At 60.9% G+C, this 13,102-nt stretch carries 16 protein-coding genes; 6 read left to right on the top strand and 10 right to left on the bottom strand.

Annotation, left to right across the window (positions count from 1 at the left end; translation table 11 throughout):
- The first annotated feature begins 59 nt into the window (after positions 1 to 59).
- Positions 60 to 518: an Lrp/AsnC family transcriptional regulator gene (locus tag CHU94_RS13055; protein WP_094480496.1), complete on the top strand. Its 459-nt coding sequence runs from the start codon at positions 60 to 62 to the stop codon at positions 516 to 518.
- A 50-nt stretch (positions 519 to 568) separates the two neighbouring features.
- Here the strand turns inward: CHU94_RS13055 and phhA are convergent, their stop codons facing one another.
- Genes phhA through hppD form a run of 5 tightly spaced genes read right to left on the bottom strand, consistent with a single transcriptional unit; the run spans position 569 to position 4,745 of the window.
- Positions 569 to 1,480, bottom strand: a complete 912-nt coding sequence (phhA, locus tag CHU94_RS13050; protein ID WP_094480494.1) for a phenylalanine 4-monooxygenase — start codon at positions 1,478 to 1,480, stop codon at positions 569 to 571.
- Entirely contained in the window at positions 1,477 to 1,782 is a 306-nt protein-coding gene (locus CHU94_RS13045) for a 4a-hydroxytetrahydrobiopterin dehydratase (RefSeq protein ID WP_255033975.1), read from the bottom strand. Before CHU94_RS13045 ends, phhA begins: the two co-directional genes overlap by 4 nt.
- A 21-nt stretch (positions 1,783 to 1,803) precedes the next feature.
- Entirely contained in the window at positions 1,804 to 3,090 is a 1,287-nt protein-coding gene (gene fahA, locus CHU94_RS13040; RefSeq protein ID WP_094480490.1) for a fumarylacetoacetase, read from the bottom strand.
- Positions 3,087 to 3,632, bottom strand: a complete 546-nt coding sequence (locus CHU94_RS13035) for a VOC family protein (protein WP_094480488.1) — start codon at positions 3,630 to 3,632, stop codon at positions 3,087 to 3,089. Before CHU94_RS13035 ends, fahA begins: the two co-directional genes overlap by 4 nt.
- Positions 3,633 to 3,659: 27 nt before the next feature.
- Entirely contained in the window at positions 3,660 to 4,745 is a 1,086-nt protein-coding gene (gene hppD / locus CHU94_RS13030) for a 4-hydroxyphenylpyruvate dioxygenase (RefSeq protein WP_094480486.1), read from the bottom strand.
- A 106-nt stretch (positions 4,746 to 4,851) separates the two neighbouring features.
- Between hppD and CHU94_RS13025 the strand changes: the two genes are divergently transcribed.
- Positions 4,852 to 5,349: an Lrp/AsnC family transcriptional regulator gene (locus CHU94_RS13025; protein ID WP_094481082.1), complete on the top strand. Its 498-nt coding sequence runs from the start codon at positions 4,852 to 4,854 to the stop codon at positions 5,347 to 5,349.
- A gap of 7 nt (positions 5,350 to 5,356) precedes the next feature.
- On the opposite strand, the gene CHU94_RS13020 is transcribed toward CHU94_RS13025, so the two are convergent.
- Positions 5,357 to 6,595, bottom strand: coding sequence for an MFS transporter (locus tag CHU94_RS13020; RefSeq protein ID WP_094481080.1), 1,239 nt, complete (start codon positions 6,593 to 6,595; stop codon positions 5,357 to 5,359).
- A 96-nt stretch (positions 6,596 to 6,691) separates the two neighbouring features.
- On the opposite strand from CHU94_RS13020, the gene CHU94_RS13015 reads away from it, so the two are divergent.
- Both CHU94_RS13015 and CHU94_RS13010 read left to right on the top strand, forming a co-directional pair.
- Positions 6,692 to 7,513 carry a helix-turn-helix domain-containing protein gene (locus CHU94_RS13015; RefSeq protein ID WP_094480484.1) on the top strand — a complete coding sequence of 274 codons (822 nt, stop codon included), beginning with the start codon at positions 6,692 to 6,694 and terminating at the stop codon, positions 7,511 to 7,513.
- 15 nt (positions 7,514 to 7,528) lie between these two features.
- Positions 7,529 to 8,185 (top strand): LysE family translocator, encoded by a 657-nt coding sequence (locus CHU94_RS13010; RefSeq protein WP_094480482.1) that lies wholly within the window; start codon positions 7,529 to 7,531, stop codon positions 8,183 to 8,185.
- Positions 8,186 to 8,257: 72 nt separating this feature from the next.
- Here the strand turns inward: CHU94_RS13010 and CHU94_RS13005 are convergent, their stop codons facing one another.
- A complete protein-coding gene (locus CHU94_RS13005) occupies positions 8,258 to 8,677 on the bottom strand; it encodes a PACE efflux transporter (protein ID WP_094480480.1) in 420 nt (139 codons plus the stop codon).
- 77 nt (positions 8,678 to 8,754) lie between these two features.
- Positions 8,755 to 10,329, bottom strand: coding sequence for a methyl-accepting chemotaxis protein (locus CHU94_RS13000; protein ID WP_176452021.1), 1,575 nt, complete (start codon positions 10,327 to 10,329; stop codon positions 8,755 to 8,757).
- A 103-nt stretch (positions 10,330 to 10,432) separates the two neighbouring features.
- Here CHU94_RS13000 and CHU94_RS19280 point away from each other — a divergent pair, with 103 nt between their 5' ends.
- Positions 10,433 to 10,693 carry a hypothetical protein gene (locus CHU94_RS19280; protein WP_176452020.1) on the top strand — a complete coding sequence of 87 codons (261 nt, stop codon included), beginning with the start codon at positions 10,433 to 10,435 and terminating at the stop codon, positions 10,691 to 10,693.
- A 37-nt stretch (positions 10,694 to 10,730) separates the two neighbouring features.
- Here CHU94_RS19280 and CHU94_RS12995 read toward each other — a convergent pair whose 3' ends face one another.
- Positions 10,731 to 11,195: a hypothetical protein gene (locus CHU94_RS12995; RefSeq protein WP_094480476.1), complete on the bottom strand. Its 465-nt coding sequence runs from the start codon at positions 11,193 to 11,195 to the stop codon at positions 10,731 to 10,733.
- A 76-nt stretch (positions 11,196 to 11,271) separates the two neighbouring features.
- Positions 11,272 to 11,928: a hypothetical protein gene (locus tag CHU94_RS12990; protein WP_094480474.1), complete on the bottom strand. Its 657-nt coding sequence runs from the start codon at positions 11,926 to 11,928 to the stop codon at positions 11,272 to 11,274.
- A 153-nt stretch (positions 11,929 to 12,081) separates the two neighbouring features.
- Here CHU94_RS12990 and CHU94_RS12985 point away from each other — a divergent pair, with 153 nt between their 5' ends.
- Entirely contained in the window at positions 12,082 to 13,005 is a 924-nt protein-coding gene (locus CHU94_RS12985; RefSeq protein ID WP_094480472.1) for a pyridoxal-phosphate dependent enzyme, read from the top strand.
- Positions 13,006 to 13,102 lie beyond the last annotated feature (97 nt).

Raw genomic sequence — 13,102 nt, 5'->3', positions numbered from 1 at the left:
TTTACCGATAAATCGCAAATTCGTAGAATGAACGTTCTTCTATTACGTTAAATAGCAGCATGAAAGAACTAGACCGCATGGACCGCGCCATCCTGGGCACCCTGCAGCAAGACGGCACCCTGTCGGCCGCCCAGCTGGGCGAGAAGGTCGGCCTGTCGGCCACGCCCTGCTGGAAACGCGTGAAGGCCATGGAAGAAGCCGGCCTCATCACCAAGCGCGTGGCACTGGTGGACCGTGCGCAAGCCGGACTGCCGGTGACGGTGTTTGTGAGCCTACGCACCAATCGGCACGACGAAGCCTGGCTGCGCAAATTCGCCGCCACAGTCTCCAGCATGCCCGAGGTGATGGAATTCCACCGCATGAGCGGCGATGTGGACTACCTGCTCAAAGTGGTGGCCGCCGACATTGCCGGCTACGACCGCTTCTACAAGCGCCTGATCCAGAACGCGCAACTGGCGGGAGTGTCGTCCGCGTTCTCTATGGAGGAGATCAAGAGCACTACGGTGCTACCGTTGTGATAGCTGCTTGCGCAATATCCACGCGGTCTAGAGGCAAATTTCCTTAATAATCACGCCGCCGCAAGCGCCTGTGCCCGCACATAGCTCCCATCCCCCCGCTGAAACACCGTGTCGCTAGCCAACACATCCTCCGGCGCATAGTTGGACCCGCTTTTCAGCCGTTCGTAGATCGGGTCGAAGTCGATACGAGCCAGGGCCAGCAGGTCGTCCAGGCTGTCCAGCACAAAGTAGCACTCCTGAAAATCGTCGATGCGGTAGTTGGTGCGCATGACGCGTTCCAGGTCAAAGCCGATGCGGTGCGGTGACGGGCTTTGCACCGAAAAAACGCTCTCGGTGAATGATGAGGCGATGCCCGCGCCGTAGATGCGCAATGCATCTTCAACGCCAGCCTCTCCTTGCACCTTTTCCTTCACCAGCCCGAACTCCACGGTGTACCAGTACACGCGCGCCAACTCGGTAAGTTTGCCGATGCGCTGGGCGCGCAGGCCGGCTTCGCCATAGAGCTGGATGAAGTCCGCCATGACCGGATGCATGAGCATGGGTACGTGGCCAAACACGTCGTGGAACACATCGGGCTCTTGCAGGTAGTCCAGCTGGTCGGCGCTGCGGATGAAGTTGCCACTGGGGAAGCGGCGGTTGGCCAGGTGGTCAAAAAACACCTCGTCGGGCACCAGCCCGGGCACGGCAACGATTTGCCAGCCGGTGCGGGGCTTGAGCACTTCATTCAGCGCAGCAAACTCCGGGATGGCCTCCGCGCTGAGCGGTAGCGCGCGCATGCCCTCTACAAACTCGCGGCAGGCCAGCTGGGGCAGCAGCGCGGTTTGGCGTTCGAACAGCGTCTTCCAGGTGGCGTGCTCCTGCGGGGTGTAGTTTTTCCAGCCCTGATCGATGGTCCAGTCCGCACGCGTGGGCGACAGGCCAGCGGCCAGGCCGTGCTTGGTGGCGGCAGGCTGCTCGTTCATGGCGACACCGCCTGCGGCCGACCGGCAAACACGGCGTCGATATAGCACGCCAAGTCCAAATCACGCTGCGAGAGGCCTTGCACATCGTGCGTGGTGAGGGTGATCTCTACGCGGTTGTAGACGTTGAGCCACTCGGGGTGGTGGTTGCGCTTTTCGGCCATGATGGCCACCTGCGCCATGAAGCCAAAGGCCTGGGCAAAGTCGGCAAACACCAGGGTGCGTTGCATCAGGCCGCCGCGCTCGGGGCTGAAGTGCCAATGGCTCCATTCGGCTTGCAGGCTGTCAAAGGTATGGGGATCCATGCGTTCCATGCTTCACCTCCTTCACAGGGCACGCGCGGCCAGCACGGTGCCGCGGCAATCGCCAAAACCAATGCGGCGCGCACCCGCGCGCTCGCAGCTGCCACGCAAGGTGACGGTGTCGCCATCTTGCAGGAAGGTGCGTGTCTCGCCGTTGAGCAGGGTGATGGGCTGCTTGCCGCCCTGGCTCAGCTCCAACAGAGAACCGCCCTGCTCCGGCTTGGGGCCGGAGAGCGTGCCCGTGCCCAGCACATCGCCGCTGCGCAGGTTGCAGCCATTCACCGTGTGGTGCGTCACCAGCTGGGCCAGCGTCCAGTAGGCGTCGCGCAGATTGGACTGCGACAGGCGCACGCCTTCGCTACCCGCAGCGCGCATGGCGGGCGTTTGCAGCCAGACTTCCAACTGCACGTCGATGGCGCCCGCGCTACGGTTGTGGGCCGAATCCAGGTAGGCCAGCGGCTGCGGGTCCGCCGCAGGCCGCTCAAACGCGGCGCGGAACGGCGCCAGCGCTTCCATGGTCACCAGCCAGGGTGACACCGTGGTGGCAAAGTTCTTGGCCAAGAAGGGGCCCAGCGGCTGGTACTCCCAGGCCTGCACATCGCGCGCGCTCCAGTCGTTGAGCAGCGTGAGGCCAAAGATATGTTCCTCGGCATCCGCTATGGAAACAGGAGCGCCTAGCGCATTACCCATGCCGGTCCAGGCCGCCATTTCCAACTCATAGTCCAGCCGTGCGGTGGGGCCGAAGTCGGGCACGCTGGCGCCGGGCTTGAGCGTCTGCCCTCGTGGGCGGTGGAACTGCTGGCCGCTGGCGCCTATGCTGGATGCACGGCCGTGGTAGCCAATGGGCACCCACTGGTAGTTGGGCAGCAGCGGGTTGTCGGGGCGGAACAGCTTGCCCACCGTGGTGGCGTGGTGGATGCCGGTGTAGAAATCCGTGTAGTCCCCCACCTCGCAGGGCAGACCCAGCTCCACCTCAGTTTGGCGCAACAGCGCATCGGCCCAGACTTTTTGCAGGGCCGAGCCCTCGCGCAGCCCTTCCCAAATGGCCAGGCGCAGTGCGCGGCGCTCAGTCACCGGCGCGGCCATCAGGCGCTGCATGTCGTGGTGGTCGATCAGGCCCGTAGCGTGCAGGTTGAGCACGCGGTCGCCAATGGCCACACCAATCTGCCAAGGCTCGAGCGGGTTGTGGCGAAATCGGCCAAACGGCAGGTTTTGGATGGGGAAATCGGTGTCAGGCGCGTTGGCCGATTCCACCCAGCTGCGTGTGTCCGGGGCATGGGTGGCGTCCAGCGAGGTCAGCGCAGCGCTCATGCCTGGCCTCCCAGCTCTTTGGCGTGCAGAAAGGCGGCGTGTTTGGGTGCGCGCTTGGTCACGCTCCACTCTTCCAACATGGCCCATTTCACGGCGTCGGCCTGGGCTATTTTGGCGGTCTCTTCCGGATCCGGGCAGGCCAGCTCCAATCGGTGGCCGTTGGGGTCGAAGAAGTAGATGCTGTGGAACATGCCGTGGTCGGTCACGCCCAGCACGTCTACCCCATTGGCTTCCAGGTGCGCTTTGAACTCCAGCAGCTCAGCGCGGTCTTTCACGCGGAAGGCAATGTGCTGCACCCAGGCGGGGGTGTTCGGGTCGCGGCCCATCTCGGGCTGCGTGGGCAGCTCAAAGAAGGCCAGCACATTGCCCTGCCCCGCGTCCATGAAGATGTGCATGTAGGGGTCCGGCGCCTTGGTGCTGGGCACCACGTCTTCGGCAATGGCCAGCACAAAGTCCATGTTCAGCATCTTCTGGTACCAGAGCACGGTTTCTTTGGCGTCCTTGCAGCGGTAGGCGACGTGGTGGATGCGGTCGATTTTCATGGGGGTGTCTCCTCGGTCCGTCGGGGTTTATTTGGCCGCTTCAATCACGCCGCGGTTGATCTGGTCACGCTCCAGCGACTCAAACAGGGCCTTGAAATTGCCTTCGCCAAAGCCCTCACGGTAGTTGCCCTTGCGCTCGATGAACTCGAAGAACACCGGCCCCAGCAGCGGCTGCGAAAAGATTTGCAGCAGCAAACGGGGCTCGCCGCCTTCGGTGGTGCCATCCAGCAGAATGCCGCGGGCCTGCAGTTCGCCCACGGGCTGGCCGTGGCCCGGCAGGCGCTTGGCCAAGTTCTCGTAATACACGTCGTTGGGGGCGGTGAGCAGTGGGATACCGGCCATCTGCAATTTGTCGATGGCGCCCGGCAGGTCTTCGCACAGCAGGGCAATGTGCTGGATGCCCTCGCCGTTGAACTGCATCAGGAATTCCTCGATCTGCCCGCCGCCCTGGCGCGCTTCTTCATTGAGCGGAATACGCACCAGGCCGTCCGGCGCGGTCATGGCCTTGGAGGTGAGGCCGGTGTATTCGCCCTGGATGTCGAAGTAGCGAATCTCCTGGAAGTTAAACAGCTTGCTGTAGAAATCGGCCCAATAGGCCATGCGGCCGCGGTACACGTTGTGCGTCAGATGATCGACCACGCTGAAGCCGTGGCCCACGGGGTGGCGGTCCACGCCCTCAATGAATTCAAAGTCAATGTCGTAGATGGACTTGCCGTCTTCATAACGGTCAATCAAATACAGCGGCGCGCCGCCAATGCCCTTGATGGCGGGCAGGTTCAGCTCCATGGGGCCGGGGCGCAGCTCCACGGGTTGGGCGCCCAACTCCAGTGCGCGCGCGTAAGCCACATGTGAGTCGCGTACGCGGAAAGCCATGCCGCAGGCACTGGGCCCGTGTTCGGCGGCAAAGTAGCCAGCCACGCTTTTGGGCTCGCGGTTGACGATGAAGTTGATACCGCCCTGGCGGTACAGCACCACGTCTTTGGAGCGGTGTTTGGCCACCAGCGTGAAGCCCATGCGCTCGAAAATGGGTTCGATCAAGCCCGCCACGGGCGCCGCAAACTCCACAAACTCGAAGCCCATCAGGCCCATGGGGTTGTCAAACAAATCGGCCATACGTGCTCCTCAAACGCTGTTTTTGAAGCCTTGATTGTGGTCAATTGGACATGCAATGGGTGTGCAAGTTGCAGGCCAACTAGTGCCTTCCATGCATAATTTGTGCATGAAAATAGAAAAATACGAAGATTCGCTGCTGGATGGCTTTGATATCAGCCTTCTTGCTGCACTGCAGCGCGACGCCCATGCCACCCACCAGCAAATCGGGGAGCAGGTGCACCTCTCGGCCTCGCAGGTGAGCCGCCGGGTGCAGCGCCTGCAGGCCGCAGGCGTCATCCGCCGCTATGTGGCACTGCTGGAGCCCGCCGCCATCGGCCTGGGCGTGCGCGCCATCTCGTACGTCACGCTCACCCGCCACAGCGGTGACGAGGGCCTGGCCTTTGAGCGGGAGATTGCCGGTTTTCCCGAGGTGTTGGAGTGTTATTCGGTAGCTGGCGAGTCAGACTACATCTTGCAGATTGTGGCGGCGAGCCTGAGCGTACTGTCCGAACAAGTGCTGCGCCGCCTGACCCGCATCCAAGGCGTGGGCAGCATCCGCTCCAACATCGTGCTCGCCCGTATCAAAAGCAGCACAGAGCTGCCGCTGGAGCACCTCAAGCACTAAGCCGCGCTCAAGCGGGCTTGGCGGTGCGCAGCCCCACCCCCAGCGCCGCGCCCACGCTCAGTAGGAGCACCAGCGCTGCGCCCAAGAGCGTGGCGCCGTACCAGCCGCGGTCCATGAATACACCAAACACGATGGGCGAGACGGCAAAGCCGGTGTCCAGCCCCGAATACACCAAGCCATAGACGCGGCCAGTGGCGCCCTTGGGGGTCGCCTTCTTGATCATCATGTCGCGCGAGGGGCCGCCAATGCCCACGGCAAAGCCGGTAATCGCCAACACCACCATGGTGCCGGTAGCACCCAGCCAGCCGGTGCCACACAGCGCCAGCAGCACGGCACCGGCCGCCATGGCCCAGGCCACCACGCGGTCGGAATGCTGGGACTTGGCTGCCACAAAGCCGCCAATGAACATGCCCACCGCGCCGCACAACATGTACGACGAGATGGTGTAGGTGGCCGCCTCAAAGCTCACGCCGTGCATGGCCTTGAGGATGGAAACCGCATAACTCTGCACCACGGCCAGCGTCATGGTGGATAGCAAGAAAAACCCGAAGCACCACCACACCACCGGCAGCTTCATGAAGGCCATGTCGTGCTCTGCCTTGGGGCCACCCGCCACAGGCTCTGCCTTGCGGGCCACAGTGGTGAGCAGGTGCTGGCGCTGCGAGGCGAGCACTGCAATTACCACCACAAACAACACCGCAGCAGCCAGATACGTCTGCCGCCAGCCGATGATGGCGCCCAAGCCCGCAAAGAACACGGGCGCCAAGGCCCACCCCAAATTGCCACTCAAGCCGTGGGCGCTAAACGCATAGCCCAAACGCGGCGCAGACACACGTTGGTTCAGGATGGTGAAGTCCACCGGGTGAAAGGTGGCGTTGCCCAGCCCCGCCAGCACAGCCACCAGCATCAAGCCCAAGTAGCCAGTCGCCAACGAGGCGATCACACAGGCCACCACAAACAGGGTGAGCGACATGAACATCAGCGGGCGCGCACCAAAGCGGTCCACCACAAAGCCCGCGCAGGCCTGGCCCACGCCTGAGACCACAAAAAACGCCGTCATCAGCAGCCCCAGCTGCGAGTAGCTCAGGCCAAACTCCTGCATGAACACGGGAAACAGCAGCGGCAAGATCAAATGGCCAAAGTGCGAACTGGCATGGGCCAAGCCCACCAGGCCAATCACGGTGGCGTCTTGCTTGATGGGAACGGAAGGTGCGGCGGGGGCTGATGAGAGGGTTGCGCTGGTCATGAGGGGCATCGTACGGTCGGAGGCGATTTCTTGATTACGACAAAAAGACAATAATTGTCGAAATCCTGCCAAAACCTGACCCAACGATCAACACGCATGAAACGCAAGGCCCCGCTCACCCCTGTGTCCTTTGACACCTCGGCCAATCGCCCCCCCACGGCCCAGCGCCCGGTGCGCAGCCGTTCCCGCTCGCTGGCCATGGACGCGCATATCGAGCCCCACCAACACCCCTGGTCGCAATTTACTTACTGCGCCAGTGGGCTCATGCAGGTGACGGTGACGCAGGGCGAGCGGCAGGTGACCTTCATCGTGCCACCCAGCCGCGCGGTGTGGATTCCGCCCCACGTGCAGCACAACGTGGTGGTGCTGGAAACCGCAGAGCTACGCACGGTGGACGTAGACCCGAGCGTGCTACCGGCCAGCTGGACCGAATGCCGTGTGCTGGTGGTGAGCAAGCTACTGCGCGAGCTGGTGCACGCACTCAAAGGCAGCGAACCAGGCCCGCGCGACACCGCACTCATGGCCCTGACGGCTGATGAAATGGCCCGCTCGGACACGCAGGCCCTGGGCGTTCCCATGCCCCACCCCGAGCACGGGGACAAGCGCCTGCGCGCCCTTTGCGAAGCGGTGCTACGCGACCCGGCCGAAAAAGGCCAGCTCAAGGAATGGGTGGCCGACGTAGGGGCCAGCGAACGCACCATGGCCCGCCTCTTCCGCGACGAACTGGGCACCAGCTACCAGCAGTGGCGCACCCAGGCTGTGCTGGCCCACGCCTTGCCCCAGCTGGCGCGCGGCGTACCCATTGCGCAAGTGGCTGCGGCTGCGGGCTACGCCAGCGACAGCGCGTTCTCCGCCATGTTCAAGCACAGCATGGGCAAGGCGCCCAGCCACTTCCAGGCCAAAACCCTCTCCAAATAACCCCCAAGGAATTTCATGCACCTCTCCAACTGGCTCGTTTTCTGTGGCGTTGCGTTTCTGGTCACCTTCAGCCCTGGGCCTGGCGTGCTGCTGGCAATCTCCAACGCCATGGCGCACGGCAAACGTGACTGGGTGGCCAGCTCGCTGGGCAATGCTACGGGCCTGTTCATCATCTCGTGCGTGGCCATGGCGGGCATGGGGGCCATCCTGGCCGTATCGGCACTGGCGTTTACCGTGCTCAAGGTGGTGGGCGCGCTGTATTTGGTCTACCTGGGCATCCGTCAGTGGCGCAGCCGGACGGTATCGTTTGCCGCGGCGGCTTCGGCCAGCGCAGAGGCTGGCACACCGGCCGGCAAAGCCATCACCCGCCGGCTCTACGGCCAGGGCATGGGCGTGGCGCTCACCAACCCCAAGGCCATCCTGTTCTTCTCTGCCCTGTTTCCGCAGTTCATTACGGCGGATGCACCCGTGTTTGAGCAGGTGGCCGTGCTCACCTGCACCTTTGTGGCCATGTCACTGCTCTCGCATCTGTTTTATGTGCTGGTAGCGCGCCTGTTCAAGGGCCAGTTGGCCAACCCGCACAAGCAGCGCTTGTTCAACCGCATTTCGGGCGGCTTGTTTGTGCTGCTGGGCCTGAGCTTGCTACGCTTGAAAAACAAGGTTGCGGCCTAAACCGCTATCAAATCAGGAGCTTTTCGCGCAATATCCATGCGGGCCAGAGGCCAAAATCGCTTAAAAATTCACCTATTGGGCTGACTGCGGTAGCCCAAAGATGCGGTCAAACGCCCACGTAAAGCCCACGGTGTAGAAGAAGAAGAAGGCCAGCAGGCCCAGGTCCGCCACAAAGGCAGCCCACAACGAGATGTCCAGCCAATACGCCATCACCGGCGCCAGAATGATGGCCAAGCCGCCCTCGAAGCCCAAGCCGTGCACAAAGCGGCGCTTGGGCGAGCGGCCCTTCACGGTCTGGCGCGCCTCCCAGCGCTCAAACAGGCTGTTGAAAATGTAGTTCCACGCCAGCGCAATGCTGGACATAACGGCCGACAACACAAACGCCGAACCGGGAGGATGGGCGAAGGCCAGGGCCAACGTGGGCGTAACCACAGCAATGGCGATGCTTTCGTAAAGGGCGGCTTGGACAACGCGACGGGTGAAAGGAGTCATCCCCCAATCGTAACGGCCGCGCCCTGCACACTTATGGAGCCATATCCCTTCCTCCAGCCCTCTCCATCCGCAGCCGCCTAAACAACGGCAAGTGTGCGTTCGCTCGGCTGGAGCCGGAAAGCGCTGATGGCGTCTACCAACAAGCGCGCTTGCTGGCTCAAGCTGTCTGCCGCGGCGGCAGACTCCTCCACCATGGCAGAGTTCTGCTGGGTAGCCTGGTCCAAATCCGCCACCGACTGATTCACCTGCACGATGTCCTTGCTCTGCGAGGACGACATGGCACCCAACTCGGCAATCAAGGTCACCACCCGACCCACCTGGTCCCGGATATCGACCATGCTGGTGCCCGCCGTCTCCACTAGGCGCGAACCGGCATCCACCTTTTCTACGTTGCTGCTGATCAGGGTCTTGATCTCGCGCGCTGCAGTCGCCGAGCGTTGGGCCAGGCTGCGAACCTCCGACGCCACCACCGCAAACCCGCGCCCCTGCTCCCCGGCGCGAGCGGCCTCCACCGCAGCATTGAGCGCAAGGATGTTGGTCTGAAAAGCAATCCCGTCAATCACGCTCACGATGTCAGAAATGCGTTGCGACGCCACGTTGATCTGCGACATGGTGCTCACCACCTGGCTCACCACATCGCCCCCCCGCTGTGCGGCGCCATTGGCGGCGTTGGCACAGTCATTGGCCTCCTGGGCCAGGGTTTCGCTGCTGCGCACCATGGTGGAGATTTGCTCCATGGCGGCGGCAGTTTCCTCCAGGCTGGCGGCCTGTTGCTCGGTGCGGTGCGACATATCGCTGTTGCTGGCCGCGATCTCGGAAGCCCCCAATGCCACCGCGTCACTGCTGCTGCGTACCATGCCCACCAGGTTGCGCAGCGACTCCTGCATTTGCTTGAGGGAATCCATCAATCGCCCCACTTCATCTTTAGCTTCGGGTTCCACATGGGTGCTCAGGTCGCCCTCGGCAATGCGCTGGGTCACGTGCACCGCGGCCAATAGTGGCCGCGTGACACTGCGCGCAGTCCAGTTGGCAATCAACCCGCCCGACACCATGGCCACCCCCAAAAGCGCCAGCATGGCATAGCCCGCTTGGCGTACGGTGCCATCCGTTGTTTTGCGCGCGGTCTCCATGCGCTCCCGCTGCCAGGCAATCAGATCATCAAGCTCCGTGAAATACGATTTTTGCAGCTGCGTCACCTCGCCCACCAGCAAGTCACGTGCAGCCTCGTTATTGCCTTCCAGTCCCAGCTTTACCGATTGGTCCAACTTGGCGGCATACGCCAAGCGCTTGATGGACACTTCCTTGAACTTGGCTTGTTCTTCAGGAAGCGTCAGCAAATCTTCCAACTGTTTGAGCAAGGCGCGTGTGGAGGCTCGGTTACCGTCGATGACGTTTTTTTCGACTAACTTCCCCTGAGGATCGGTCTGCAATGCAATGTTGCGGGCGGCACGGGCAGTGAGGTTGACGTTGTCTTTGATGTTGGACAGCACGGTCACCACCACCAGGTTGTGTTCCGTGAGTGCGCGCACCTGGCCACCCACCTGTTCAAGGGCCAGGCGCCCGAACAGGGCCACCGCAATACTCACCAGTATGAGTAGACCAAAGCCCAAGCGCATACGTGTCGCGATGGAGCGGTTTTTCAGCAACTTCATATGTATCTCCCTGTTGAAACCGAAAACGTTTGATTTCCAACGCCTCTGCCTCAAAACGCTTCTGCGAGCGTGTGCCAATACAGTATGCGGGGATCTACAAGTCTTGGCAATACGTGGCCGTGGGCTTGGACGGAAGGCCCCTGGCAAGGCCGCCGACATAGTCATCTACGCGCTGGTCGACCCGCGCTCCTTTGGCTTGCACGACGTGGCCGTGGGCCCGGTGGCCAGCGGAGGGCGGCCTGCGCTCAAGGGGTTGTGGGTGAATGGGCAGCAAGTTGTCGAGAACGATGTGCTGCGGGGGGTGGATGTGTGGGCGCTACGCTCGGAAGCGCGGGGAGCGGTAAAGAGGCTGATGCAGTGTTAGACCGAAGCGTGGGAATAAAAGAATGTCAACGTTTGACTTAGGCATCACGCCAGCACCTTGGATCAGTTTCAAACTTCTGGTTTTCAAGCAGACGGAGTTCCTCGAAGCTGCTGGTTCGTTCCTTAATTTCTTCCCACGCCTTGCGAAAGGCCGGGAGATTAAGGTTGTACTCAATGCCTGCACACCAGCTAGTCCATACCTTCTTGCTGATGCGGTTGCGCTTTCGCAATGCGACCTGCTCATTCGATAGGTCTATGTACCTAAAGAACTCGTCTCGTGATTGCTTGTGCTCGGCCTCAGATAGAGAGGTTCCGTAGAAGGCTTTTGTAGGGATTCGAGCTGCTAGGTCTCGGTACTCCTTGGCAAGCGAATCTTCGAACTGAAGTTGAGCAACAGACTTCGTAAGTCTCAGTTGCCACAGAGCAAGAAAGAGTCCAGCTGCAGTTACTGCGTTAGCAATTGCCGATACCGCATTCCAGTCGAAGCAGTTCAATTGTGGCATAGATGTCGTTTTGATTCCAAACGTTGGAGGTAAGGGGAAGTCCGGCGGCGATCGCAGCTGAACAAAGCGTGATGTTTCACTTTGCTCTTCCTAACATCTCTTGAATAAGATTGGATTTGCTATAACCGCTCACCCAGTTCCACCCAGTGAATATCCTCCATAAAAACCGACAGAATGACTTTATTTCGTCGTAATCTTGAGTGGTGGACTCCATGCGAGCAATTTCCCTTGAAAGTCGCCCCAGAAAGTCGTACACCTCTACGTCCTTTATGTTCAGCGTTGACCTAACAAACCTTATCTCATCGTTGAGCATTCGCAACTCATAAACGATCTCTCTGAGATAGAACTCATTCTCTTGTATACCGTTGGCAACGGCATCCCACCGGTTTTCACCTTTTTCATTTTTGTTTTTGAAGTAACGCTTAAATTCTTCTTGATCCAAAAGCGCGTCATTGTGCGGATAGCTTTGAGAGCTACTCAGGATTAGAAAATTGCTTATGCAAGATCTTCTAAAACTATCGTATTGCTCATTGAGTCCAGAATGAATTATTTTCTTACGGTTGCTTTCGGGGAGATAGACAACCATCCAATAGAAAATCGCGCTTACGATGAAACCAACACTTAGATCGTAGGCTATTGCCTTGTAATCGCCATTTGCTGCGGTTGCCGCAGCTATAAAAATGCATACGAACGAAGCAAGAGCGATGAAAACTAGGTGCCTTCTGGAAATCATCCGCTAGACCTCTTTAGTGAAAATTGATATTGACCGCAGAAATGCGAAACAACGCAGCTCGTTTGTCATGATGCGCGCCTCCCAAGCAGCAGCTTAGTGGTTGTTTCTACTTGCTTTGGCAGCAGTATATGACCGTGCGTTAACCTCTCCTCCATGACGAAAACACCCCTCCACCTACAAACCCCAACTCTGGAATCCCGCGCCCTCAGCCTCGCCGCACAGCGCACTGTCTGGCTCAAGATGGAAGCTCTGCAACCGCCCGGCAGCTTCAAGATTCGCGGCATTGGCCACGCCTGCCAGATCCATGCGCAGCGTGGGGCCAAGCGGTTTGTGTCGTCGTCCGGCGGCAACGCGGGCATGGCGGTGGCGTATGCGGGGCGGGTGATGGACATCCCCGTGACGGTGGTGGTGCCACAGACCACCACGGCGCGGGCGCAAGAGCTGCTGCGGTTGGAGGACGCCGATGTGATCGTGCATGGCGCGTCGTGGCAAGAGGCTAATGAGATGGCCCTCTCCCTGGTGGGGCCAGACGACGCGTTTTTGCATCCGTTTGACGACCCGCTCCTGTGGGCAGGCCACGCCAGCATGGTGGACGAGGTGGCGCAGGCGGGCTTGATGCCCGATGCGGTGGTGTTGTCGGTGGGCGGCGGCGGCTTGCTCTCTGGCGTGGCCGAGGGTATGGAGCGCAATGACTGGGGGCAAGTGCCCATCATTGCGGTGGAAACGGAGGGCGCCGCGTCGCTGCACGCGGCCATGCAGGCCGGGCAGACGGTCGCGCTGGACGCCATCACCAGCGTTGCCAGTTCACTCGGGGCCAAGCGTGTGTGCGAGCAGGCTTTCCAGTGGACACAGCAGCGTCCGGTGCAGAGTGTGCTGGTGTCCGACGCGAGTGCGCTGGAGGCTTGCGAGCTCTTCTTGACGGACCACCGTGTGCTGGTGGAACCAGCCTGCGGTGCCAGCCTGGCGCTGGCCTACGAGGCGCACCCCGCGCTGGCACCCTACCGCAATGTGCTGTTCATCGTGTGCGGCGGCGCTACTGCCACGCTGGAGCAAATTCGCCAGTGGCGAGGCGCCTGAAAGCGGATTTTGCGCAAGCTGTTTACTATAAAAACAGTAGCTGCTCGCGCATATTCCACGGTGCCTAGAGGCACTTTTTACCCATAATTCCCGATAT

Source organism: Rhodoferax sp. TH121 (genome assembly GCF_002251855.1).
In the GTDB taxonomy this organism is placed as follows: Bacteria; Pseudomonadota; Gammaproteobacteria; order Burkholderiales; family Burkholderiaceae_C; genus Allorhodoferax.
Note: the sequence above shows the minus strand (reverse complement) of the source record. Positions and strands in the feature narration are given on the sequence as shown.